16 protein-coding genes, 3 tRNA genes and 3 rRNA genes are annotated in these 25,511 nt (G+C 50.6%); 13 read left to right on the top strand and 9 right to left on the bottom strand.

The window, feature by feature from the left end; translation table 11 throughout:
- Positions 1-232: 232 nt before the first annotated feature.
- Together NF212_RS00050 and NF212_RS00055 are read left to right on the top strand one after the other, a co-directional pair.
- Complete coding sequence (locus tag NF212_RS00050; protein ID WP_434357741.1) at positions 233-790, top strand: TMEM165/GDT1 family protein; 558 nt, start codon at positions 233-235, stop codon at positions 788-790.
- Between the two features lie 127 nt (positions 791-917).
- Entirely contained in the window at positions 918-1,181 is a 264-nt protein-coding gene (locus NF212_RS00055; protein WP_434357743.1) for a hypothetical protein, read from the top strand.
- Between the two features lie 48 nt (positions 1,182-1,229).
- Here the strand turns inward: NF212_RS00055 and tusA are convergent, their stop codons facing one another.
- The 3 genes from tusA to fadB form a co-directional block, all read right to left on the bottom strand.
- On the bottom strand, positions 1,230-1,478 hold the full coding sequence (gene tusA / locus NF212_RS00060; protein WP_434357745.1) for a sulfurtransferase TusA: 249 nt from the start codon (positions 1,476-1,478) through the stop codon (positions 1,230-1,232).
- A 398-nt stretch (positions 1,479-1,876) separates the two neighbouring features.
- Positions 1,877-3,040: an acetyl-CoA C-acyltransferase FadA gene (fadA, locus tag NF212_RS00065; RefSeq protein ID WP_434357747.1), complete on the bottom strand. Its 1,164-nt coding sequence runs from the start codon at positions 3,038-3,040 to the stop codon at positions 1,877-1,879.
- A 10-nt stretch (positions 3,041-3,050) separates the two neighbouring features.
- Complete coding sequence (gene fadB / locus NF212_RS00070; RefSeq protein WP_434357749.1) at positions 3,051-5,222, bottom strand: fatty acid oxidation complex subunit alpha FadB; 2,172 nt, start codon at positions 5,220-5,222, stop codon at positions 3,051-3,053.
- A gap of 219 nt (positions 5,223-5,441) precedes the next feature.
- Here fadB and NF212_RS00075 point away from each other — a divergent pair, with 219 nt between their 5' ends.
- The 9 genes from NF212_RS00075 (at position 5,442) to rrf (ending at position 13,806) form a co-directional block, all read left to right on the top strand.
- Complete coding sequence (locus tag NF212_RS00075; RefSeq protein ID WP_434357751.1) at positions 5,442-6,059, top strand: YigZ family protein; 618 nt, start codon at positions 5,442-5,444, stop codon at positions 6,057-6,059.
- A 36-nt stretch (positions 6,060-6,095) separates the two neighbouring features.
- Positions 6,096-7,553 carry a TrkH family potassium uptake protein gene (locus tag NF212_RS00080; protein WP_434357753.1) on the top strand — a complete coding sequence of 486 codons (1,458 nt, stop codon included), beginning with the start codon at positions 6,096-6,098 and terminating at the stop codon, positions 7,551-7,553.
- A 22-nt stretch (positions 7,554-7,575) separates the two neighbouring features.
- Positions 7,576-8,097, top strand: coding sequence for a menaquinone-dependent protoporphyrinogen IX dehydrogenase (hemG, locus tag NF212_RS00085; protein ID WP_434357755.1), 522 nt, complete (start codon positions 7,576-7,578; stop codon positions 8,095-8,097).
- Between the two features lie 380 nt (positions 8,098-8,477).
- Positions 8,478-10,030, top strand: a 16S ribosomal RNA gene (locus tag NF212_RS00090).
- 89 nt (positions 10,031-10,119) lie between these two features.
- Positions 10,120-10,195 (top strand) — tRNA-Glu (locus NF212_RS00095).
- Between the two features lie 19 nt (positions 10,196-10,214).
- Positions 10,215-10,290 (top strand) — tRNA-Lys (locus tag NF212_RS00100).
- Between the two features lie 64 nt (positions 10,291-10,354).
- A tRNA-Val gene (locus NF212_RS00105) sits at positions 10,355-10,430 on the top strand.
- A 266-nt stretch (positions 10,431-10,696) separates the two neighbouring features.
- A 23S ribosomal RNA gene (locus NF212_RS00110) occupies positions 10,697-13,587 on the top strand.
- A 103-nt stretch (positions 13,588-13,690) separates the two neighbouring features.
- Positions 13,691-13,806 (top strand): 5S ribosomal RNA (rrf, locus tag NF212_RS00115).
- The 16S, 23S and 5S rRNA genes sit together here with 3 tRNA genes alongside, the layout of an rRNA operon.
- Positions 13,807-14,279: 473 nt before the next feature.
- On the opposite strand, the gene NF212_RS00120 is transcribed toward rrf, so the two are convergent.
- Together NF212_RS00120 and ilvY are read right to left on the bottom strand one after the other, a co-directional pair.
- Positions 14,280-15,488 carry an NAD(P)-binding domain-containing protein gene (locus NF212_RS00120; protein ID WP_434357757.1) on the bottom strand — a complete coding sequence of 403 codons (1,209 nt, stop codon included), beginning with the start codon at positions 15,486-15,488 and terminating at the stop codon, positions 14,280-14,282.
- A 26-nt stretch (positions 15,489-15,514) separates the two neighbouring features.
- Complete coding sequence (gene ilvY, locus NF212_RS00125) at positions 15,515-16,390, bottom strand: HTH-type transcriptional activator IlvY (RefSeq protein ID WP_434360790.1); 876 nt, start codon at positions 16,388-16,390, stop codon at positions 15,515-15,517.
- Between the two features lie 158 nt (positions 16,391-16,548).
- On the opposite strand from ilvY, the gene ilvC reads away from it, so the two are divergent.
- The gene (ilvC, locus tag NF212_RS00130; protein WP_434357759.1) at positions 16,549-18,033 is read left to right on the top strand and encodes a ketol-acid reductoisomerase; all 1,485 of its coding nucleotides are present in this window, start codon (positions 16,549-16,551) and stop codon (positions 18,031-18,033) included.
- A gap of 49 nt (positions 18,034-18,082) precedes the next feature.
- Here ilvC and ubiK read toward each other — a convergent pair whose 3' ends face one another.
- The 4 genes from ubiK to NF212_RS00150 all read right to left on the bottom strand — a co-directional run bounded on the left by ubiK (position 18,083) and on the right by NF212_RS00150 (position 23,322).
- On the bottom strand, positions 18,083-18,349 hold the full coding sequence (gene ubiK / locus NF212_RS00135) for a ubiquinone biosynthesis accessory factor UbiK (RefSeq protein ID WP_054676767.1): 267 nt from the start codon (positions 18,347-18,349) through the stop codon (positions 18,083-18,085).
- 111 nt (positions 18,350-18,460) lie between these two features.
- The gene (locus tag NF212_RS00140) at positions 18,461-21,568 is read right to left on the bottom strand and encodes a multidrug efflux RND transporter permease subunit (protein WP_434357762.1); all 3,108 of its coding nucleotides are present in this window, start codon (positions 21,566-21,568) and stop codon (positions 18,461-18,463) included.
- Between the two features lie 11 nt (positions 21,569-21,579).
- Positions 21,580-22,689, bottom strand: a complete 1,110-nt coding sequence (locus NF212_RS00145) for an efflux RND transporter periplasmic adaptor subunit (protein ID WP_434357764.1) — start codon at positions 22,687-22,689, stop codon at positions 21,580-21,582.
- Positions 22,690-22,707: 18 nt separating this feature from the next.
- Positions 22,708-23,322 (bottom strand): TetR/AcrR family transcriptional regulator, encoded by a 615-nt coding sequence (locus NF212_RS00150; RefSeq protein WP_054676763.1) that lies wholly within the window; start codon positions 23,320-23,322, stop codon positions 22,708-22,710.
- A 129-nt stretch (positions 23,323-23,451) separates the two neighbouring features.
- Here NF212_RS00150 and rep point away from each other — a divergent pair, with 129 nt between their 5' ends.
- Positions 23,452-25,473 (top strand): DNA helicase Rep, encoded by a 2,022-nt coding sequence (rep, locus tag NF212_RS00155; RefSeq protein ID WP_434357766.1) that lies wholly within the window; start codon positions 23,452-23,454, stop codon positions 25,471-25,473.
- Positions 25,474-25,511: the final 38 nt, after the last annotated feature.

Raw genomic sequence — 25,511 nt, forward strand, 5'->3', positions numbered from 1 at the left:
AACCGGGGTTGCAAGGATGTTACTGTGCCGATATCATCACGGCTCCTTTGGGGAGTAGTCTCCTGCGCCAGCAGGACAGTCATCAACATATTTGAAGCAAAATCTTCATGGTGGCTGTGACCTAATCTGATGATGGGTTTGACGAGACCAACGGAATCCGCACGAACCGGGGTGGGGCGTGCAGGTATTCCGTTGTCTCAGAATTATTAACCCTGCCCCGAAGAGCTTTGTCGTGAATGTAATTGCACTGTCTGCCACAACCGTGGCCCTCGCTGAGATTGGCGATAAAACCCAGCTACTTTCTCTGGTTCTTGCCAGCCGTTATCGCAAACCGGTTCCTATTATTCTTGCCATTTTATTTGCTACGTTGCTCAACCATGCGCTTGCCGCTTGGTTGGGGGTTGTAGTTTCTGACTATCTCAAGCCGGAAGTACTTCGTTGGGTCATTGTGGTCAGTTTTGCTGCTATGGCTGTTTGGACGCTCATCCCGGATAAACTGGACGATGAAACGGTTAGCAGCCGAAAAGGGCCGTTTGTTGCGAGCTTTATCGCGTTTTTTATTGCAGAGATAGGTGACAAGACACAGGTTGCTACGACGGTTCTGGGAGCTCAGTTTTCAGACTCACTTTTCTCCGTTGTCCTGGGGACTACCATCGGTATGCTGTTGGCAAATGTGCCTGTCGTGATGATCGGTAAAATGTCGGCAGATAAATTGCCATTGACCCTAATACGAAATATTACTGCTGTACTGTTTGCAGGATTGGCTGTAGCTGCCTATCTCGGGCTTTAATGTCGTGTAAATTGTGACCGGCAATATGGTTGCATATTTGCCTTCATGATAGCGTGGTGATACCGGGATTGACTCTCTTGATTAGGGTTAATCCCGAGGCCGACAACTGTTCAAAAAGGAGAGTGTTATGGCCCGATTCCTCGCTATCTCACCACAAAGTCAATTTTGGCTTTTCCACTGCGCCCTTGCGCTGAATATTCTCGGTATGGTGTTAACAGATATGTGGGAGCCGATGGTTGTCGGAGCCATAGTGACACTTTACCTGTCTATAGATGCCCTTATCCGGGTACGTTACGTACTGCCAATGAAAAAAGGGATGCGAGAGCTGCAGCATGAAAATGAGCGGCTAAAAAAAGAACTGGCAAACCAGCAGAGTGAAACTGTTTATTAAAGGCAGATAAATTTGAAAAAGAGGATAGCCAGAATTTTGGGGCGTGTCTTAGGACACGCCTTTTTTGATCAGGTAGCGGAATGGAACCTGATCGGCCTCGGAAGCGACCAGCGTATGATCCATAAAACGGCAAAAGCTCGGGATATCACGGGTTGTTGACGGGTCATCGGCAACAATTAACAGCGTTTCTCCCTCCGCCATCTTCCGGATTGTTTTACGAACCATCATGACCGGTTCCGGGCAGCGTAAACCTTCAGCATTTAACTGAACATCAGCGTCGAATGAGTCTAATTTCATATATCACACGTCTAAAAATGTCGACTGGATCATGTTTATGAACATTCTGCCAGTAAAAGGGTTGGATGCGATAACATCAGATGTTATTTATTTTAACAAGTGATTAACATCGTCCCTGCAGCAAGGCGCTGCAGTGTTCACGAAAGCTGCGGTGTTTACTCGCTCAATGCTTTATATGTTGTCCGGCTAAGCGACATATAGAGCTAGCTCACTCATCAACTACACTCACATCTAGGCTTTTCTTGGGCTTCCCCGCTATATGCGGGTTTTTTTTTGCCTGAATTTGTCCAAGCACACGAGCCGGAAAGGGCATAGTGTCGTCCACTGCCCGTGAAAAAACAACCGGATTAAAAAAGCCGCCAGTATTGCTGACGGCTGTGTGGTTGCTGTTATTGGCGCTAAACGCGTTCAAATACGGTTGCAATGCCCTGACCGAGGCCAATACACATGGTGGCTAAACCGAGTGTTGCATTGCGGTCTTCCATCAAATGCAGCAGCGTGGTGGAAATGCGAGCGCCGGAACAACCCAGTGGGTGACCCAGAGCGATTGCTCCGCCATTAAGGTTAACCTTTTCATCGACTTTATCGAGCAGCCCCAGATCTTTTGCACATGGCAGTGACTGCGCTGCGAAAGCTTCGTTGAGCTCCACAAGGTCAATATCATCCATGGTGATACCAGCACGCTTGAGTGCCTTCTGTGTCGCAGGGACCGGCCCGTAACCCATGATGGATGGATCGCATCCGGCAACAGCCATCGAGCGAATACGAGCCCGGATAGGAATGCCAAGTGCCCTGGCTTTTTCCTCACTCATTACCAACATGGCAGCTGCGCCATCCGAAAGTGCTGAAGATGTCCCTGCTGTTACAGTGCCGTTTGCTGGGTCAAAGACCGGGCGAAGGGAAGACAGTGTTTGTACCGTGGTTTCAGGACGAATAACTTCATCGTAGTTAATAGAGATCAGCGCACCGTCTTCATCATGTCCTTCAGTGGCAACGATTTCCCGACTGAAACGACCTTCTATTGTCGCGGCATGGGCTCGTGCATGGCTGCGGGCGGCAAATTCATCCTGCATTTCTCGGCTAATACCATGTAGCCGGCCGAGCATTTCAGCGGTTAAGCCCATCATACCGGCCGCTTTTGCAACAGATTTGGATAGGCCGGGATGGAAATCCACACCGTGGTTCATTGGTACGTGGCCCATGTGCTCGACACCGCCGATCATGCAGACATCTGCATCACCGACCATTATTGCCCGGGTGGCATCATGGAGTGCCTGCATGGACGAACCACAAAGGCGGTTTACTGTGGTCGCAGCCGTCGTGTGCGGCAGCCCTGCCAGCAAAGCGGCATTGCGTGCAACGTTGAAGCCTTGTTCCAGTGTTTGCTGGACGCAGCCCCAGTAAATATCTTCAATGTCGACAGGATCAAGCTGGGGGTTACGAGCCAACAGGGATGACATCAAGTGAGCAGAAAGGTCTTCTGCGCGAACATTTCGGAATACACCACCTTTGGAGCGGCCCATCGGGGTGCGGATACAATCAACAATAACAACCTGGTTCATGGTTTTCTCCTCACCCTTCAACAGACTTTACCTGACCGGAATAATACAACTCACCTTTTGACGCTTTTTCCTTGAGGCTTTCCGGCACTTCATACATTGCTCCAAGGTGGTTGTACTTCTCTGCCATGGTGACGTAGTCAGCCAGGCCCATCGTGTCCAGGTAGCGGAATACACCTCCGCGGAACGGAGGGAAGCCAAGGCCGTAAATCAAGGCCATATCTGCCTCAGCAGGCGTAGCGATAATGCCTTCCTCCAGGCAGCGGACCACTTCATTGACCATTGGGATCATCATTCGGGCGATGATATCGTCGGACTCAAACTCTGTTGCCGATGAGACGACGTCTGCCAGCAGCCCTACAACCTCAGGATCGGCTGATTTCTTCGGTTTGCCTTTCTTGTCTGTACTGTATGCGTAAAAACCCGCGCCGTTTTTCTGCCCGAACCGCTTGGCTTCGTACATAACGTCAATGGCATCCCGGCCAGGTTTTGACATTCGCTCAGGGAAACCTTCTGCCATGACGGCCTGGGCATGGTGAGCCGTATCGATCCCCACGACATCAAGCAGGTAAGCCGGGCCCATTGGCCATCCGAACTGTTTTTCCATCACTTTGTCTATTACAGTGAAATCTGCGCCATCGCGCAGCAACAGGCTGAAACCGCCAAAGTATGGGAAGAGCACTCGGTTGACGAAAAACCCCGGGCAGTCGTTAACCACAATTGGGGATTTCCCCATCTTTGCTGCGTAGGCTACAACGCGGGAAACAGTATCATCAGATGTATGTTCACCCCGGATAATTTCCACCAATGGCATGCGGTGAACAGGGTTAAAAAAATGCATCCCGCAGAATTTATCTGGGCGCTTGAGCGATTTTGCTAGCTGGTTGATAGGTATTGTGGAAGTGTTGGAAGTAATAACCGTATTCTCACCAACCAAAGACTCCACCTCCCTTAACACGGAAGCCTTTATCTTGGGGTTTTCTACGACGGCTTCGACAATAACATCCGTGTTTTCAATACCGGAATAATTGAGGGAAGGGGTGATTGAGGAAAGTACCTGGCCCATTCTCAACCCATTGATACGCCCCCGCTCGAGCTGCTTATTCAGCAGTTTGGCTGCTTCACCCATCCCGAGTTCCAGTTGTGCGTCGGTGATATCTTTCATCAGCACAGGAACGCCTTTCAGTGCGGATTGGTAAGCAATACCACCTCCCATAATCCCTGCTCCCAGTACGGCACCGCGCTGGGTGGCTTTACCTTCCTTGGATGCTTTTTTAGCTTGTGCTTTTATGTATTGGTCATTCAGGAAGAGGCCGACCATGGCTTTTGCAACATCACCACGGGCCAGTTTTACAAAGTGGCGGTTTTCAACTTTCAGCGCCTCGTCGCGACCCATGCCTGATGCTTCTTCAATGGCAACGACAGAAGCCATTGGGGCGGGGTAGTGTGGCCCTGCAACCTGGTACACCATGCCCTTCGCCATAGTGAAGCTCATGGTGGCTTCTATTTTGTTTAGAGCAAGGGGGGAGAGTTTTTGTTTGCGGCGAGATTGCCAGTCCAGTTCTCCGGCAATTGCCGCTTTCATCATACCAAGAGCAACATCACGGAGTTTTTCGGTTTCGACAACAGCATCGACCAGCCCAAGTTTGAGTGCATCAGCCGCCTTCTTATCTTTGCCGGCTGTGATAATTTCCATGGCACTGTCTGCGCCAATGACACGCGGCATTCTAACCGTACCACCGAACCCCGGCATGATACCCAGCTTGGTTTCAGGAAGGCCGATACGGCAAGCTGTATCGCCAACCCTGAAGTCAGAAGCGAGTACACACTCACAGCCTCCGCCCAACGCGTGGCCATTAATGGCAGACAGGGTGGGGACTGGCAGGTCTTCGAGCTTGTTGAAAATATCATTGGCCCGGGTCAGCCAGGCTGACAGTTCCTCTTCGGGAAGTGAGAACAGACCAAGGAATTCGGTGATATCCGCACCTACAATAAATGAGGACTTGTCTGATGCCAGGATCAGACCTTTCAGATCGCTTTCCTGGTGCAGGGCATCCAATGCACTGCCAAAGCATTCCAGGGTATGAAGATCGAATTTGTTAACGTTGCCGGGCGCATTGAAGGACAGCAAAGCAATGCCGTCTTCCAGATAACGCACGGATAGGGTTTCAGTTTGGTAGATCATGTCCTTTCTCCATGAATCCGGCTCTTGTCTGGCCGGTTGTTAATTTCTGGTTATACCAGTCAATTCAGTTTGGCGAGCAAAGCACAAAATGGCAACATGAATTTAAACATTTGTTTAAAATTTGCGTTTGGTTTGTTAGCCAGGTCTGATTGCGCTGCTGATCTGTTGGGCGAGTGCCTGTGGTAACATCCGGTAGCCAATGTATTTTTAGGGCACAAAATGACAGATAAACCCTATTTGATTCTTGCTGCCCCGGTTGTATTTGAAAAGGAAATAAAGAAAAGCCACTTTATTACCTATCTTGCACACACACCGGGTACTGAGGCTGCCAAGCAGTTCGTACATGACATTAAGCTAAAGCACGCTGATGCCCGCCATAATTGCTGGGCATTTGTTGCCGGCAGGCCAGAAGACTCCATGAAATGGGGGTTCAGTGACGACGGTGAACCGTCAGGGACAGCGGGAAAACCTATCCTTGCCCAACTCAGTGGTTCAGGTGTTGGGGAGATTACAGCAGTGGTCACTCGGTATTACGGTGGAATCCGGCTGGGGACTGGCGGATTGGTGAAAGCTTATGGTGGAGGTGTCCAACAGGCACTCAAGCTCATAGAGACGCGGGAAAAACTAATGACGCGTTTTGTGACTTTGCGCTGTGAGTACGCTCACATGGCTGTTGTTGAGTCTTTGCAGAGCGCATTTGAGGCGGTTCAGGTAGAAAGTGAATTTAGTCATAATGTAAAAATGACACTGGAAGTAGATGCACGACGGGTCGATGAGTTTAAGTCCCTGCTGGTAAACCGCAGTGGTGGCCAAGTCACCTTTACCGATGCTGAATAATAACCATAAAGAAAAAAGGAACTGCCGTAAGGCTATATGCAATTTCGATCCATAATTCGAATCGTCGGGCTGTTGCTGGCGTTGTTCAGTACAACCATGCTGGCACCCGCCTTAGTGGCTTTTATCTACCGGGATGGAGCAGGCTTCCCTTTTGTGCTGACTTTTTTTCTGCTTCTTGCCGGTGGGGGATTGCTCTGGTTTCCCAACCGTCGTTACCGTCAGGAACTGAAATCCCGGGACGGCTTTCTGATAGTTGTCCTGTTTTGGACAGTAATCGGCGCGGCCGGCTCCATTCCGTTCCTGTTTTCGGAACAGCCGCAAATGTCGTTGACCGATGCCCTTTTTGAATCTTTTTCCGGATTAACGACTACGGGGGCGACAGTCATTGTCGGGCTGGATACGTTGCCCAAGGCCATTCTCTTTTATCGCCAACTGCTACAATGGTTTGGCGGTATGGGGATCATCGTGTTGGCTGTCGCGATTTTGCCGGTACTGGGTATCGGTGGGATGCAGTTGTACCGGGCTGAGATCCCTGGTCCGGTCAAAGACAGTAAAATGACCCCGCGTATCGCAGAGACCGCCAAGGCCCTTTGGTATATCTACCTGACACTGACATTGAGCTGCGCGGGTGCCTACTGGCTGGCGGGGATGTCTGTTTTTGATGCCTTGTGCCACAGCTTCTCGACAGTCGCGATTGGGGGATTCTCCACCCATGATGCCAGTATCGGGTATTTTAACAGTCCTGCTATTAATCTGATTACTGTGGTTTTCCTGCTTATCTCTGCCTGCAATTTTTCTCTGCATTTTGCGGCGTTTGCTACGGGGGGGAAACATGTCTGGCTGTATTTTAAAGATCCTGAGTTCAGGGCTTTTGTTGCCATTCAGCTGATTTTACTGGGTGTCACTTTTGGTATTCTGCTCAATCACCAATCTTATGATTCCTGGTTTGAGGCCTTTGACCAGGCCATTTTCCAGACTGTTTCTATTTCTACGACTGCCGGATACACCACAACCGGTTTTTCAGAATGGCCACTCTTCCTTCCTGTATTGCTTCTGTTTGCTTCATTTATAGGTGGTTGTGCCGGTTCCACGGGAGGCGGGATGAAAGTAATCCGGATTCTGCTGCTGTCTCTGCAGGGATCCCGTGAGCTTAAGCGTCTTGTCCACCCTCGTGCTGTGTACATTATTAAAGTGGGGGATAAAGCACTTCCCCAACAGGTCGTCGATGCTGTATGGGGGTTCTTTTCAGCTTACACACTGGTGTTTGCCATTTGTATGATAGCCCTGATTGCCACAGGAATGGACGAGCTGTCAGCATTTTCTGCCGTTGCTGCGACACTGAATAACCTCGGTCCTGGATTAGGGGAAGTGGCTGCACATTTCGGTGATGTCAGTGATCCCGCTAAATGGGTACTCATTATCTCTATGCTGTTTGGGCGTTTGGAGATATTTACCCTTCTGGTTCTGTTTACGCCGACATTCTGGCGTAGCTAATACATATATATAGGAGAGTGGTGTGCGACGCGTACTGATGCTTCATTCGAGTCGGGAAGGACAAACCGTGAAAATCCTACGCTTTATGGAGCAACAACTGGGGAAGGAGTTTGAGTGCGAGCTGGTTAGCCTTCATGATGAACCAAAAGTAGATATCAGCAGTTATGACAAAGTAATTGTTGGAGCCTCGATTCGTTACGGCCACCTCAATGCAAAACTCTATAACTTTATCCGTGAAAACCAAAAGGCCTTGGCGCAATCAGATAATGCATTCTTCTGCGTTAACCTTACTGCCCGAAAGCCCGGCAAGGATATTCCGGAAAACAGTGCCTATATAAAGAAGTTTCTCGCCAAGTCCTCCTGGCAGCCAAAAAAGATTGCTGTCTTTGCCGGTGCCCTCTTTTATCCCCGTTATCGCCTGTTTGATCGGGTGATGATTCGTTTCATCATGAAAATTACCGGTGGTGAAACAGATACCAGTAAAGAAGTGGAATACACCGACTGGGGAAAAGTACGTGCTTTTTGCGATATTTTGCGTGCCTGATAACCACTTCGTTTCTTTTTTGTTCGAACAAACTGTTATTTGAAACTTTTCGCAAAAAAGGGGTTGCCAGATAAATTCAGCTCCCTATAATTCGCCTCCGTTGTCACGACAAACCGCGACAACGGGCGGCAAGCGAAAGTGCTTGACACGCCAGCTGGGTGAGATAGAATCCCCAGCCTGCTTAGTAAGATAAGCAACGCTCTTTAACAATTTGACCATGCAATCTGTGTGGGCACTCGTTGAAACAGAATAAAAGATTTATTCAATGAATCGAGTGACCAAACGAGATTCCTGAAAAGGAATATCGGCACAGTCAATTCTATCTATGAAAATAGATAAACAGTATTCATTGAGCCAAACCTTCGGGTTTGAAAAAACTTTAATTGAAGAGTTTGATCATGGCTCAGATTGAACGCTGGCGGCAGGCCTAACACATGCAAGTCGAGCGGCAGCGACAACAACAATCCTTCGGGAGCGTTGTTGGGCGGCGAGCGGCGGACGGGTGAGTAATGCTTGGGGATCTGCCTCTGGGCGGGGGATAACTACTGGAAACGGTAGCTAATACCGCATAATGTCTACGGACCAAAGCGGGGGACCTTCGGGCCTCGCACCCAGAGATGAGCCCAAGTGGGATTAGCTAGTTGGTGGGGTAATGGCTCACCAAGGCGACGATCCCTAGCTGGTCTGAGAGGATGATCAGCCACACTGGAACTGAGACACGGTCCAGACTCCTACGGGAGGCAGCAGTGGGGAATATTGCACAATGGGGGAAACCCTGATGCAGCCATGCCGCGTGTGTGAAGAAGGCCTTCGGGTTGTAAAGCACTTTCAGCAGTGAGGAAGGTGGTGTAGTTAATAGCTGCACCATTTGACGTTAGCTGCAGAAGAAGCACCGGCTAACTCCGTGCCAGCAGCCGCGGTAATACGGAGGGTGCGAGCGTTAATCGGAATTACTGGGCGTAAAGCGCATGCAGGCGGTCTGTTAAGTCAGATGTGAAAGCCCCGGGCTTAACCTGGGAGTTGCATTTGAGACTGGCAGGCTAGAGTCTTGTAGAGGGGGGTAGAATTCCAGGTGTAGCGGTGAAATGCGTAGAGATCTGGAGGAATACCGGTGGCGAAGGCGGCCCCCTGGACAAAGACTGACGCTCAGATGCGAAAGCGTGGGGAGCAAACAGGATTAGATACCCTGGTAGTCCACGCCGTAAACGATGTCTACTTGGAGGTTGTGCCTATAAGGTGTGGCTTTCGGAGCTAACGTGTTAAGTAGACCGCCTGGGGAGTACGGCCGCAAGGTTAAAACTCAAATGAATTGACGGGGGCCCGCACAAGCGGTGGAGCATGTGGTTTAATTCGATGCAACGCGAAGAACCTTACCTACTCTTGACATCCAGAGAAGCTTGAAGAGATTCGAGTGTGCCTTCGGGAGCTCTGAGACAGGTGCTGCATGGCTGTCGTCAGCTCGTGTTGTGAAATGTTGGGTTAAGTCCCGCAACGAGCGCAACCCTTATCCTTGTTTGCCAGCGAGTCATGTCGGGAACTCCAGGGAGACTGCCGGTGATAAACCGGAGGAAGGTGGGGACGACGTCAAGTCATCATGGCCCTTACGAGTAGGGCTACACACGTGCTACAATGGCATATACAGAGGGCAGCGAGACCGCGAGGTGGAGCGAATCCCAGAAAGTATGTCGTAGTCCGGATTGGAGTCTGCAACTCGACTCCATGAAGTCGGAATCGCTAGTAATCGTGGATCAGAATGCCACGGTGAATACGTTCCCGGGCCTTGTACACACCGCCCGTCACACCATGGGAGTGGGTTGCACCAGAAGTAGATAGCTTAACCTTCGGGAGGGCGTTTACCACGGTGTGATTCATGACTGGGGTGAAGTCGTAACAAGGTAGCCCTAGGGGAACCTGGGGCTGGATCACCTCCTTACCTAAACTGCTTCATGAGTGTCCACACAGATTGCCTGGTCGAAAAGTAAAGAGAGTATTTTGTTGGGGTGCCCAAAACCCTGGCACAGTGTCCCGTTCGTCTAGAGGCCTAGGACACCGCCCTTTCACGGCGGTAACAGGGGTTCGACTCCCCTACGGGACGCCACTTCATTGAAGTGAACGACGGGTCGTTAGCTCAGTCGGTAGAGCAGTTGGCTTTTAACCAATTGGTCGAAGGTTCGAATCCTTCACGACCCACCATCTTCCCCACAGAAGATGTAAAACTGTTTTGGTTCTGCTTTTTCAAAAGTGGAAACAAACCTGTGGGCGATTAGCTCAGTTGGGAGAGCACCTCCCTTACAAGGAGGGGGTCACTGGTTCGAGCCCGGTATCGCCCACCACTCTTTAAGCACTCTTACGAGAGTATTTAGAAAGTGGTTCTTTGTCTCTTGTAGACACCGAAACACATGCTCTTTAACAATCTGGAAAGCTGACTAGTAGATTCAACAATGTTGGATCTGTTCTGAACTTCTTAGGAAGTGATGAACAAAGTTCTCAAAGCAAACACATTCAAGTGTTTTGGTAGTGCTTTAAGCACAACTCAATTTGAGTACGGCGAAAACCAAATCTTGGTCAACGTATGACTCGAAACTCCTTCGGGTTGTATGGTTAAGTGACTAAGCGTACACGGTGGATGCCTTGGCAGTCAGAGGCGATGAAGGACGTATTAACTTGCGATAAGCCCAGATAAGGCAGTAAAAGCCACTTGAGTCTGGGATGTCCGAATGGGGAAACCCACTGGCATAAGCCAGTATCGCTGCGTGAATACATAGCGCAGCGAGGCGAACCGGGAGAACTGAAACATCTAAGTACCCCGAGGAAAAGAAATCAACTGAGATTCCGGCAGTAGCGGCGAGCGAACCCGGATTAGCCCTTAAGCGTTTTAAGTGTTAGTGGAAGCCTCTGGAAAGTGGCGCGATACAGGGTGACAGCCCCGTACACGACAATGCTTTTAGCGTGAAAACGAGTAGGACGGGACACGTGTTATCTTGTCTGAAGATGGGGGGACCATCCTCCAAGGCTAAATACTCCTGACTGACCGATAGTGAACCAGTACCGTGAGGGAAAGGCGAAAAGAACCCCTGTGAGGGGAGTGAAATAGAACCTGAAACCGTGTACGTACAAGCAGTGGGAGCCCACTTGTTGGGTGACTGCGTACCTTTTGTATAATGGGTCAGCGACTTAATTTCAGTAGCAAGGTTAACCGCATAGGGGAGCCGTAGGGAAACCGAGTCTTAACTGGGCGTGCAGTTGCTGGAATTAGACCCGAAACCGAGTGATCTAGCCATGGGCAGGTTGAAGATTGAGTAACATCAATTGGAGGACCGAACCGACTAATGTTGAAAAATTAGCGGATGACTTGTGGCTAGGGGTGAAAGGCCAATCAAACTCGGAGATAGCTGGTTCTCCCCGAAAGCTATTTAGGTAGCGCCTCGGACGAATACTACTGGGGGTAGAGCACTGTTAAGGCTAGGGGGTCATCCCGACTTACCAACCCTTTGCAAACTCCGAATACCAGTAAGTACTATCCGGGAGACACACGGCGGGTGCTAACGTCCGTCGTGGAGAGGGAAACAACCCAGACCGCCAGCTAAGGTCCCAAAGTTATCGCTAAGTGGGAAACGATGTGGGAAGGCCCAGACAGCCAGGATGTTGGCTTAGAAGCAGCCATCATTTAAAGAAAGCGTAATAGCTCACTGGTCGAGTCGGCCTGCGCGGAAGATGTAACGGGGCTAAGCGATACACCGAAGCTGCGGCAATGCGATTTATCGCATTGGGTAGGGGAGCGTTCTGTAAGCGGCTGAAGGTGCACTGTAAGGTGTGCTGGACGTATCAGAAGTGCGAATGCTGACATGAGTAACGACAAAGGGGGTGAAAAACCTCCTCGCCGGAAGACCAAGGGTTCCTGTCCAACGTTAATCGGGGCAGGGTGAGTCGGCCCCTAAGGCGAGGCCGAAAGGCGTAGTCGATGGGAAACGGGTTAATATTCCCGTACTGCTGATAACTGCGATGGGGGGACGGAGAAGGCTAGGTGGGCCGGGCGACGGTTGTCCCGGTTCAAGGGTGTAGGCTGAGAAATTAGGTAAATCCGGTTTCTCTTAAGGCTGAGACCTGATGTCGAGCCACTACGGTGGTGAAGTCATTGATGCCATGCTTCCAGGAAAAGCCTCTAAGCTTCAGGTTATCAGTAACCGTACCCCAAACCGACACAGGTGGTCGGGTAGAGAATACCAAGGCGCTTGAGAGAACTCGGGTGAAGGAACTAGGCAAAATGGTACCGTAACTTCGGGAGAAGGTACGCTGCCCTTGGTGAAGTCCCTTGCGGATGGAGCTGAAGGCAGTCGCAGATACCAGGTGGCTGCAACTGTTTATTAAAAACATAGCACTGTGCAAATTCGAAAGAAGACGTATACGGTGTGACGCCTGCCCGGTGCCGGAAGGTTAATTGATGGGGTTAGTCTTCGGATGAAGCTCTTGATCGAAGCCCCGGTAAACGGCGGCCGTAACTATAACGGTCCTAAGGTAGCGAAATTCCTTGTCGGGTAAGTTCCGACCTGCACGAATGGCGTAATGATGGCCACGCTGTCTCCACCCGAGACTCAGTGAAATTGAAATCGCAGTGAAGATGCTGTGTACCCGCGGCTAGACGGAAAGACCCCGTGAACCTTTACTACAGCTTGGCACTGAACATTGAGCCTACATGTGTAGGATAGGTGGGAGGCTTTGAAGCGGTGACGCCAGTTGCCGTGGAGCCATCCTTGAAATACCACCCTTGTATGTTTGATGTTCTAACTTGGCCCCGTTATCCGGGGTGAGGACAGTGCCTGGTGGGTAGTTTGACTGGGGCGGTCTCCTCCCAAAGAGTAACGGAGGAGCACGAAGGTGGGCTAATCACGGTCGGACATCGTGAGGTTAGTGCAATGGCATAAGCCCGCTTGACTGCGAGAATGACGGTTCGAGCAGGTGCGAAAGCAGGTCATAGTGATCCGGTGGTTCTGAATGGAAGGGCCATCGCTCAACGGATAAAAGGTACTCCGGGGATAACAGGCTGATACCGCCCAAGAGTTCATATCGACGGCGGTGTTTGGCACCTCGATGTCGGCTCATCACATCCTGGGGCTGAAGTCGGTCCCAAGGGTATGGCTGTTCGCCATTTAAAGTGGTACGCGAGCTGGGTTTAGAACGTCGTGAGACAGTTCGGTCCCTATCTGCCGTGGGCGTTGGAGAATTGAGAGGGGCTGCTCCTAGTACGAGAGGACCGGAGTGGACGAACCTCTGGTGTTCGGGTTGTCACGCCAGTGGCATTGCCCGGTAGCTAAGTTCGGAATCGATAACCGCTGAAAGCATCTAAGCGGGAAGCGAGCCTCAAGATGAGTTCTCCCTGACACTTTAAGTGTCCTAAAGGGTTGTCGGAGACTACGACGTAGATAGGCAGGGTGTGTAAGCGCTGTGAGGCGTTGAGCTAACCTGTACTAATTGCCCGTGAGGCTTAACCATACAACACCCAAGGGGTTTTGTGCGTACTCAAGAGAATCAAACATCTTGAATGTGTAAGAGAACACGCTAGAAGACATCAGCTTTCAAGATTGTACCGAATTTGTCTGGCGACCATAGCATTGTGGCTCCACCTGAACCCATGCCGAACTCAGAAGTGAAACGCAATAGCGCCGATGGTAGTGTGGGGTCTCCCCATGTGAGAGTAGGACATCGCCAGGCTTTAAATACCGCCAGAAAGGCCATCCGAAAGGATGGCCTTTTTGCGTTTGGAGCACAGGCTGGCACAGACAGCACTACGCGGGCGTTACGGATGGCCTTTATGCCGGTATACAAGGAGGTGTCCTCCCCCGCGGTCGCCCGTCCACGTCCGTGGGGCCATCCAGGTCGTGGCATAGCCACTCCCGTTCCGAAAGCACCCGTCGTATGCGCCGGAAGGCGTACTTTCTCCACCCCCATGTGAGCGTAGGACATCGCCAGGCTTCCAAATTGGTTTTCATCTTTTTAGAAAAAAGATGAAGGCAAAAAAGTAGAAGAAGCCCTGACCTGACGGTCAGGGCTTTTTTGCGTTTGGGGAAAAGAACACGGTTCTGGGAAGAAAAGAACCAGGAATATAAGGGTGGAGAGAATATCCTTTATTGTTGAAGAAAATAGAAGGCTGCCGGTTGGGCAGCCTATTTGATCTTGAGTTTACTTCAGCGGTAATCGTAAAAGTGCTGGAGCCACTTTTCGGCAATATACATTTCATCCTTTTCGCTGAGTGCCTGCAGACCATTTCTGTATTCATCAATACAATTGATTAGTTTCAGCCCTGCCAGCATATGTGCAGCTTCAAAAAGATACAGTGTCGGGTCGCCCATGCCGGTCTTAAATGGTGTATTGGCCGACTCACCGCCAGCGAGCAGGTAAACACTTTGGTTACGTCTGTTTTTGTACTCATTAATCAGGCTGTTTCCGCCCACTTTATAGAGTATGCCCTCTTCAACCAACTGAGGAAGATTGAGTTCATCATCTGCCGATGTAACGGTTGCCACGAATAGAGGTTTGTCTAGCTCATCTAAAAGGTGTGCAGGCAGAGCACCATTTCCCGTACAGCAGAAAATCATATTACAGTCGCGAAGTAGATGAGTGACTGAGCTGGCATAAATACCGTCACGGGGAAACCCTGTCAGTCGACGTGGGTCGGCATCAGCGACGTAGAGATCTTTAATTCCTTTGCCAGAGAGAGATTTAATCACTCCCCTGCCGAGGTTACCGGTGCCGATTACACCTATTTTAAGAAAGCCGACATTATTAAGCTTTAGTCCAAAAACCTCGCGAAGAATTTGGTCTGAATAATGGACGATACACTCTGAAGCTTCAAAATCAGCAGGCTGTTTAATACTGAGGTTGGATACCGTAACCAGTGGTTTTTCTATAGTGCGATTCAGGTACTTCGCGAAGCCATTGGCGGTTAATTCGGTAATACCAATACACTGTTCCCTGAATACTTCAACGATATGCTCTATTGCATGGGAGAAATAGCCACCATGATCCAGCAGAAGGAATGTTTTATCCGGGGTAACATATTGCTTGATCAGTGCCAGGCAATGATCCGGATCCCTGAGGTAATCCTTGCTGTATGTAAGATCAACAACGTCGCAATTATGAATACTCTCGATAGTTGAGAGTATTTTGCCATTTCCTTTTAGCGTGGCACCTTTAGGAACAAATACCAATTTCTCTGCTAATTCACTGAGTACGTTGATATAAGGTAACGAGCCCTCATAGCAATGCATCACGGAGAAAATGACCAAATTGTCCGGTGTGGTAAATCCATTTGCGATGCTTTTTAAAAAGTTATATCCCTTCTGCGCGTAAAAATCCGAATAGTAAGAGTGAGTGAGTATATTTTTATTTGTCACTATGCGACCTTCCAACTAACGTACGGCTAGTGTAGAAATAGCTGCAACAAAGCGTTTAACAGGGGTTCCTTTTGTCTGCTTTGTTTGCAGCACAACCCTAATTGCAATGGCTCAATGCGGGAAACCGCTAGCCGTTGTACTTTATCCCGCATTGGGCTGTTTTCTATAACTACGTCTGGCGCTATTCCCACTCCACATCCCAGAGCAACCATACTCACTATGGCCTCATGCCCTGCTACCTGGGCGTAGATATTGGGTTTTATTTTTTGTTGTGACAGCCATTTATCTGCATTAATCCGGGCCATACCGGATTCAGGCAGAATAAATGGAATCTCATCCCAATTTATTTCATGTTGTAGCTGTTTTTGTAGTCCCAAAGGTGAAACAACAGGTGCAATTAATGAAAGTGCCACATCATCAAGTGCAATAAAGTTTAGTTTTCCCGAAAGTGGGACAGGTTTCGCAGCGATGGCAATATCTGCATCGCCCTGCATAATGTATTCAATTGCTTGGGCAGGATCACCGGTCAGAAGCTGGATTTCAATTTGGGGGTAATGTTGGCGCAGAAGGTTGAGAATGGAGGGTAAATGACTGTAGCTGGCAGTAACAGAACAAAACAGGGTTAATTTCCCCCTGACCTTTAGCTCTGCGTCAGCCAACTCATTTTTAAGCCCCCGCCATTCTGCAACAATAGACGCGGCAACCGGCATAAGTTTCTGTCCGGCTCCGGTTAGTTCAACACTTCTGTTATCCCGAATAAATACCGCATGGCCAAGCTCATCCTCTAACCTTTGAATGGTACGGCTCAGGGCTGAAGGGCTTATATGCATTTGTTGTGCGGTTTTGGAGAAGCTTCTTGACTCGGTGAGATGGAGGAATAGCTGTAAATTTCGAATATTCATCCCTGAATGTTCCCTTGTTGCAATAAATGCAATGCGTGGTTGTGAATATATCACTTTTGGCAATCAGCCAGCTGAATTATTATCAAGGCAAGGTGGTCTGAAAGTGCATAGATGTGACTCGGATCACAATGGATATTCATTTCATGGAGTGCTGAACAATGGCTAACTATTTCAACACGCTGAACCTGCGTGAACAGCTGGCTCAGTTAGGTGTTTGTCGTTTTATGGACCGCAACGAATTCGCCGGAGAGGCTGAGTACCTCAAAGGCAAGAAGGTTGTTATCGTCGGGTGTGGTGCCCAAGGGCTTAACCAGGGCCTGAACATGCGTGATTCTGGCCTGGATGTTTCCTATGCCCTCCGTCAGGCTGCTATCGATGAACAGCGTCAGTCCTTCAAAAACGCCAAAGACAACGGTTTTGAAGTAGGCAGCTACGAAACCCTGATTCCTCAGGCTGATCTGGTTGTAAACCTGACGCCGGACAAACAGCACTCCAATGTAGTAGAAACCGTGATGCCCCTGATGAAAGAAGGTGCATCTCTGGGTTACTCCCACGGCTTCAATATTGTCGAAGTGGGCCAGCAAATCCGTGAGGACATCACTGTCGTAATGGTTGCACCTAAGTGCCCGGGTACGGAAGTACGTGAAGAATACAAGCGTGGCTTTGGTGTGCCTACACTGATTGCTGTTCACCCGGACAACGATCCAAATGGTGACGGCCTGGAAATCGCCAAGGCATGGGCAGCAGCTACCGGTGGCCACCGTGCCGGCGTTCTGGAATCTTCTTTCGTTGCAGAAGTGAAATCTGACCTGATGGGCGAGCAGACAATCCTGTGCGGCATGCTGCAGGCGGGATCTATCGTTTGTTACGAGAAGATGGTTGAGGAAGGCGTTGATCCTGGCTACGCAGGTAAACTGCTGCAGTACGGTTGGGAGACTGTTACCGAAGCGCTGAAGTTTGGTGGCATTACCCATATGATGGACCGCCTGTCCAACCCAGCCAAGATCAAAGCATTTGAACTGTCTGAAGAGCTTAAAGATCTGCTCCGTCCGCTTTACAACAAGCATATGGATGACATCATTTCCGGAGAATTCTCCAGCACCATGATGGCAGACTGGGCAAACGACGACGTGAACCTGTTGAACTGGCGTAAGGAAACCGGAGAGACCGCATTTGAAAACTACCCGGATTCAGACGTACAGATCACCGAGCAAGAGTACTTTGACAATGGCATCCTGATGGTTGCTATGGTGCGTGCCGGTGTTGAACTGGCGTTTGAAGCCATGACAGATTCCGGCATTATCGAAGAGTCTGCTTATTATGAGTCTCTCCACGAGCTTCCACTGATTGCCAACACTATTGCCCGTAAGCGCCTGTACGAAATGAACGTGGTCATCTCGGATACCGCTGAGTACGGTAACTACCTGTTCGCTAACGTTGCAACCCCGCTGCTGCGCGAGAAATTCATGCCGAAAGTGGGTACTGACGTTATCGGTAAAGGCCTGGGCGAAACTGGCAACCAGGTTGATAACCAGACTCTGATTGAAGTGAACCAGACCATTCGCAACCACCCGGTTGAGTGGACGGGCGAAGAGCTGCGCGGTTATATGACAGACATGAAGCGCATTGCTGTAGGCGGCTGATAAATTTTAGTTTTAAGAAAGGAAAGGCCCGGTTTTAAACCGGGCCTTTTTATTGTTCTTCGTTTTCTTTTGCTGACAGTTTCTGTTCCAGCTCTTCGAGTTTCTGTTCGAGTGCTGTCAGTTTCTGTCGGGTGCGCAGCAGTACCTGGGTCTGCACATCAAACTCTTCCCGGCTGACCACATCCAGTTTGCTCAACTGGCCCTGGATAACCTGACGAACCTTTTGTTCTACGTCCTGGCCAAGATCCTTAACCGGCTTTGGCATGGCTTCGTGAATTTGCTTGGCAACCTGCTCAAGCTTCTTTGGATCAAACATGGACAAACTCCCTCAGTCAGATGGCCTCTATTCTATTCAATACCTAACAGGTTGTCGAAATTGATAAAAGAAAAGGGCCTTGTCGGGCCCTTTGTCATTCAGTGGTTCTGATTAGCTTTGTGGCTTGCTGCGGTATTCATCCGCTTTTGCCAGAGCATTGAGCTCTTCGTCTTCCACAAATACCGGCAGTGGTTTGTGCTCACTGGCGATATAGGTGTAAATCACCGGCAGTACGAACAGGGTGAACAACGTACCGATAGACAGGCCTGCCACAATAACGATACCGATACTGAAGCGCTGGGCTGCACCTGCACCTGATGCGTATAGCAGCGGGATAAGGCCGGCAATCATTGCACCTGTAGTCATCAGGATAGGGCGCAGACGAACCATTGCGGCTTCCATCACTGCATCCATCCGGTTCTTCTTGTGATTGAGCTGGGCTTCCTTGGCAACCTCACAGATAAGGATACCGTGCTTGGTTATCAGGCCTATGAGGGTGATAAGCCCCACCTGGGAGTAGATGTTGAGCGTTGCTGCTCCCCATGCCAGCGCAATCAGGGCTCCACATACCGCAAGTGGTACCGAGATAAGGATAACCAGCGGGTCACGGACGGACTCAAACTGGATAGCCAGTACCAGGAAGATAACTGCCAGTGCCAGGCCAAATGTACCGTACAGTGCGTTACCTTCAGTCACGTACTGGCGTGACTGGCCGGTAAAGTCGTAACGGTAGCCGGATGGCAGGTTGTTGGCGACATCGTTTTCAAACCAGTTGATTGCGTCACCCATCGCTGTACCCGGTGCCAATACCGCACCGATAGTGGCTGAGTTCAGCTGGTTAAAGTGAGGCAGGGAGCGAGGCTCCGCAACTACTTTGATGGAAACCAGTTCAGACAGAGGCACAGAGGCGCCGCTTGCTGATTTCACGTAGTAGTGGTTTATATCGCTTGGGTTCAAGCGGTTGCTGCGGGTTACCTGAGGGATAACCTCGTAAGACCGGCCGTCCATATCCACTCGGTTTACGTAGCCGTCAGCCATCATGGTGCCCAGGGTAGCACCGATGGACTGCATGGTGATGCCATAGGCACCGGCTTTGTCCTTGTCGATATTGATTTGCATGGTGGCAGAACCGAAGTTCAGGTCCAGCTCAGAGTATACGAACATACCGTTTTTCTGAACCTGTGCCAGAACGTCAGAGGCAACCTGGAACAGGCTTTCGAAGTTGTTCGGGGTGGTCAGTACAAACTGAACAGGAAGGCCTGAAGAGGCACCCGGAAGCTCCGGCATCTGGAATGCAGTTACCGACATTGCCGGGATATCTTTCACTAATCCGGTTACCCGGTTGGCGACTTCTGCCTGGCTGGCCTTACGCTCACTCCAAGGTTTGAGGGTCGCAAGACCGAATGCCTGGTTGGAGTTTGGCACACCAGAGAATACCTGGGCAAATTCCACTTCTGGCTGGTCGCTCAGAATGGTATTCACCTCGTTCATGGTGTTCTGGATGTAGTCCAGGTTCGCATTTGCCGGAGCCGTACCCATCAGTACCACCACACCGTTGTCTTCTGCCGGGGCAAGCTCACTTGGGATGAACTTGAACAGCAGCGGCAGGCTGGCAAATACCAATATGGCGAACACAATGATAACCGGGCGGTGCTGCATTACTGCGCCGAGAACACGGCCGTAGCGCTCTGTCAGGTTGTCCAGTGCGTGGTGGACCGTTTTCTCGAACTTGCTTGGCTCAGCGTTGGCTTTAAGCAGTTTCGAACACATCATCGGCGACAGGGTCAGTGCCACGATACCGGAGACAAATACCGCACCGGCCAGTGTCAGGGCAAACTCCTTGAACAAGGAACCGGTAATACCCCCCATCAGGGCGATAGGAGCATATACCGCGCCCAGTGTCAGGGTCATGGCAATAACCGGTACTGCGATTTCACGGCAACCAATGATTGCAGCCCGGAACGGTGATTCCCCGAGCTTGATATGCCGGTCGACGTTTTCCAGTACCACGATGGCATCATCCACCACCAAGCCGATGGCAAGTACCATCGCCAGCAGGGTCATCAGGTTCCAGGAGAAGCCAAAAATCTGCATCATCATCGCCACACCGATAAGGGAGAGCGGGATGGTGACGATTGGCACGATTACAGCGCGCAGCGAACCAACAAACAGTGTGATCACAACCAGTACGATAAGCGCCGCCTCAACGATGGTTTTGATTACCTCGTGGATGGAGTCGTTAATCGCGATGGTTGAGTCATACATTACCTGCATCTTGATGGTGCTTGGCATGTTGCGCTCAAGAGAAGGCATCAGGTCCCGCACACCCTTGGCGATGGTGATTGGGTTGGCACTTGGTGCTGCGTTGATTGCGGCAACCACGGCCTCTTTACCGTTAGCGCTTGCGCGGTAGATATCGTGGCTCTTCGCCAGATCGACCTTGGCAATGTCACCCAGTCGGATAACCTGGCTGTCACGGGTGGCAACCACCAGGCGGGACAGGGCTTCAGCATTGTTAGCCTGGGTGTCAGCGCTGCCGTTGTACAGCACGTATTCGTTGTTCGACTGGCCGATTGCAGACTGGTAGTTGTTGGCGTTGAGGATACTGACAACATCAGTAGCAGTGAGACCAAACGCCGCCATCTTGGCCGGATCCAGCCATACACGCAGCGCGTAAGGGATGCCGCCGTACAGGTCTACTTTGGATACACCGTTGATGGTGAACAACTGTGGCTTGATTACGCGCTCAAGGTAATCGGTAATCTGGCTGGAGTTCAGTTCCGGGCTGGTAAAGCCGAGGTACAAAACCGCAGTCGCGGAGCCGGTAGACATAGTGACTGACGGATCTTCTGCTTCCTTAGGAAGTTGAGATCTTACCGAATTGGTTTTGGCGAGAATATCTGCCAGTGCAGCACTCGGGTCAGTGTTGAGCTTCATATAGACCGTGATGGTGGATTTACCCATTACGCTCTGGGAGGTCATGAAGTCGATGTTATCCGCCTGAGCGATAGCCTGCTCAAGCGGCTGGGTGATAAAACCCTGGATAAGGTCAGCACCGGCACCGTAATAACCCGTTGATACAGTCACTACTGTATTGGTCATTTCCGGGTACTGGCGGACCTGCATCTGGAACAGCGCCTGGAGGCCAAGCAGTGCAATCAGGAAGCTGATTGAGGCTGCCAGCACGGGGCGCTTTATGAATATATCTGTAATGCGCATGCTGCCTCCGGTTACAGCTTAGGTGTCACTGCCGGTGTAGCCAGGGCATTGTTGACCACTTCTTTTACCTTGGCGTGGTTGCTCAGGCGAATTTGTCCTGAGGTGACAACAGTCTGGCCCGGTTCCAAGCCCTTGAGCACATGTACGGTGTCGCCCTGGCGCTCGCCGGTGTTTACCACAGTCTGGAACGCACGCAGCGCACCGTCGTCATCCTTGCGGACCACGTACACGGTGTCGCCATACAGGCTGAAGGTAATCGCTGTCTGAGGCAGGATAATTTGATTGCGCACAGGAGGAAGAATTACCTTGGCGCGGGCGAACATGCCGGAGCGAAGCTTGCCTTCATTGTTTGGGATGCTGGCCTGAACCTGTACCAGACCACTTTGGTAGTTCACAGCGGGCTCTATGGCTGTAATGTTGCCGTCAAACTTGATGTCCGGGTACGCGTCCACATCAATGACCAATGACTGGCCAAGGCGCAGTTTTGGCAGGTCAGTCTGCGGTACGGTAAAACGGAAACGCATGACGCTGGTGTCTTCCAGACGGACGATATCTGTACCTGGCTGGACGAACTGGCCGAGGAATACATTGCGCAGGCCTACTTCACCGCCAAATGGCGCAGTGATGTTGCGGCGGGCAATGGACTCTTTCAGGCTTTTTACCTGTGCCATCAGTGAAAGGTAAGATGCCTGGGCATCATCAAGCGCTTCCTGGGAAACTGAGCCTTTGGCAAACAGGTCTTTGTAACGCTCAAATTTGGCCTTGGCTGCAGGCAGGCGGGCCTGGGTACTTTCCAAGTTGGCTTTTTCCACGTCAGAGTCGATACCAACGAGCAGGTCACCTTTCTCAACTTTCTGGCCGGATTCAAAACCGATGTTTTTGATGGTACCGGAGACTTCAGAGGTTAGTGTTACGCCCTGGTTTGGCTCGATAAAGCCAATGGCTTCAATAACCGGGTTCCAGTCACCTGCTTTTACGTCTGTCACAGTGACAGGGAACTCAGGTTCCGGACGGTTAGCCAGGTATTCAGCAATTTTGTGTTGTTTGAAGAGATTGAAACCAATCACGCTGCCAAAGAGCAACAGCACGACCAGCGCCATGATGAAAAACCATTTTTTCATTGATTTAACTCCAGATTTTTAATGGCGGATTACGCTATCCCAGCATGCATCCATTGCGCTTTGGCGCTTGCCATTATCGAGTTCAATCAATCCTTTGACTTGTTTTCGTGCCAGGTGTACGACCGGTTCTATACCTATGGCAACCAGAACTTCGGTGTCTAATTCCTTGAATATCCCTTCTTCTTTCCCTTTTTCGAAGAGCTCGAACAGAAAGGAGAAAACAGCTTTCTCCCAGATTCGCTGTTCCGCACTTTCGTTGCGCGGAAGGCTGTCAAACTGGTACCTGTTTATCAACTGGTCGTCATTGGTAATGACCATCTGCCAGGTATTCAGCCAGATTTTTTCAAAACGTTGGCGAAGCGACATAGAGTCCGACAACCCTGCACTTATTTTGTTCGCAACATGTTGTAAAACGTGGTTGTGAAGCTGCGCCAACAGGTCATTTTTATCTGCGAAGTAGCGATAGATGGTGCCGGCTGCCACTCCCGCTTCCTTTGCGACCATCTGCATCGACAAACCGTGGAATCCTGTCTGCGCCAGCAACCGCTGAGTCGCTTCTAGGATTAGCGTCCGCTTGTCTGGTACTTTATTGGTGGCCACATTTTTCCTGTTAGTGAATGAACGTTCATTCATTATACGGATGCCTGTTGTATTCTCAATGTGTTGATGCCCAATTTTTAGGCGCCACAGGAAATGACATAGACTTTAAGGCCAGTAAACCTAAAATGCTGACCCAACTCTGAACACTGACAGCGAGCTGCAATGAAACTCAATCCTGCTCAAGATGAAGCTGTAAAACACGTTTCCGGCCCCTGCCTGGTGCTGGCGGGAGCCGGTTCCGGCAAAACCCGCGTTATCACCAATAAGATTGCCTATCTGGTGCAGGTGTGCGGCTATAAGCCCCGGCATATTGCTGCGGTGACTTTTACCAACAAAGCCGCCCGGGAAATGAAAGAACGTGTAGGGCAGACTCTGGGCAAGAAAGAGTCCCGAGGCCTCATGGTTTCAACCTTCCACACTCTGGGTCTTGAAATCATTCGCCGTGAATACAAACAGCTTGGCTTAAAGGCCGGGTTCTCACTGTTTGATGATCAAGACCAGTTGGCACTTCTTAAAGAACTGACAGAAGACCAGCTGGAAGGTGATAAGGATCTGCTCAACCAGCTTGTCCATACTATCTCCAATTGGAAAAACGACATGCTGTCGCCGGATCAGGCAAAGGCCCGGGCTATGGGTGAGCGGGATCAGTTATTTGCGTTTTGCTATGAGATGTACCAGCGTCAGATGCGGGCCTACAACGCGCTGGACTTTGATGATCTTATCCTAATGCCGGTTGGCCTTCTCCGCCACAATGAAGATGTCCGCCTGCGTTGGCAGAACAAGATCCGCTACCTGCTGGTGGATGAATACCAGGATACCAACACCAGCCAGTATGAGTTGGTGAAACTGCTGGTGGGCGATAGAGCCCGCTTCACAGTGGTGGGGGATGATGACCAGTCTATTTATTCCTGGCGTGGTGCACAGCCGAAAAACCTGGTGCTGCTTAACCAGGACTTCCCGTCTCTCAAAGTGATCAAGCTTGAGCAGAATTACCGGTCAACCCGGCGTATCCTGCACTCGGCCAATATCCTGATTGCCAACAACCCACACGTTTTTGAAAAGCGCCTCTTCTCAGAGCTTCAGCACGGAGAGCCTTTAAAGGTGCTGACAGCCAATAATGAGGAGCATGAAGCAGAACGTGTGGTGGGGGAGCTGATCGCACACCGCTTCCTCAACCACACCAAATACAAAGATTATGCAGTGCTCTACCGGGGTAACCACCAGTCCCGATCGATAGAAAAGGCGATGATGCAAAACCGGATTCCGTACAAGATTTCCGGGGGGACCTCGTTTTTTGCCCGGGCAGAAATCAAGGACATCATGGCGTACCTGCGTCTTCTTACAAACCATGATGATGACAACGCATTCCTGCGCATCGTAAACACACCACGACGTGAAATCGGCCCGGTTACGCTGGAAAAGCTGGGAAGTTACGCCAATATGCGTGGAAAAAGCTTGTTTGAAGCCAGCTTCGAGCTTGGGCTTGAGCAGTCGCTGACCGGCCGGGGGCTGGAGTCCCTTCGTCACTTTACCCGCTGGGTTGTGGAGCTTGCTGATGAGTTGGAAAGGGGGGATGCCGTGGCGGCCCTACGTTCCATGGTGCGGGATATTCACTACGAAGACTGGCTCTACGATACCTCATCAAGCCCGAAAGCTGCTGAGATGCGGATGAAGAACGTGTCTGATCTATACGGCTGGATAGTGGCTGACCTGGAAGGGGACAACTACGACCAGACACCGCGCAACCTGAAAGAGATTGTGCAACGCCTTACCCTGCGCGACATGATGGAACGGGGTGAGGACGATGATGACGCTGACCAAGTCCAGTTGATGACCCTGCACGCCTCCAAGGGCCTTGAATTCCCGTATGTGTACCTTATTGGTATGGAAGAGGGCATCTTGCCTCACCAGACCAGCATTGACGAGGACAATGTCGAGGAAGAGCGCCGGCTGGCTTATGTCGGTATTACCCGTGCCCAGCGTGAGCTGACATTTACCTTGTGTAAAGAGCGCCGCCAGTTTGGTGAGCTTATCCGCCCGACACCAAGCCGTTTCCTTGATGAGTTGCCGCAGGATGATCTGGAGTGGGAAGTAAAGAAAGTACCGCAAACCCAGGAACAGCGGATGGAAAAAGGGCAGGCGGCTATCGCCAACCTAAGGGCCATGCTCAACAAAGGGAAATAAAACCATAAAAGAAGGCTGCCGTAGAGGCAGCCTTCTTC

The organism is Parasalinivibrio latis, from assembly GCF_036825535.1.
Taxonomy (GTDB): Bacteria; Pseudomonadota; Gammaproteobacteria; order Enterobacterales; family Vibrionaceae; genus Parasalinivibrio; species Parasalinivibrio latis.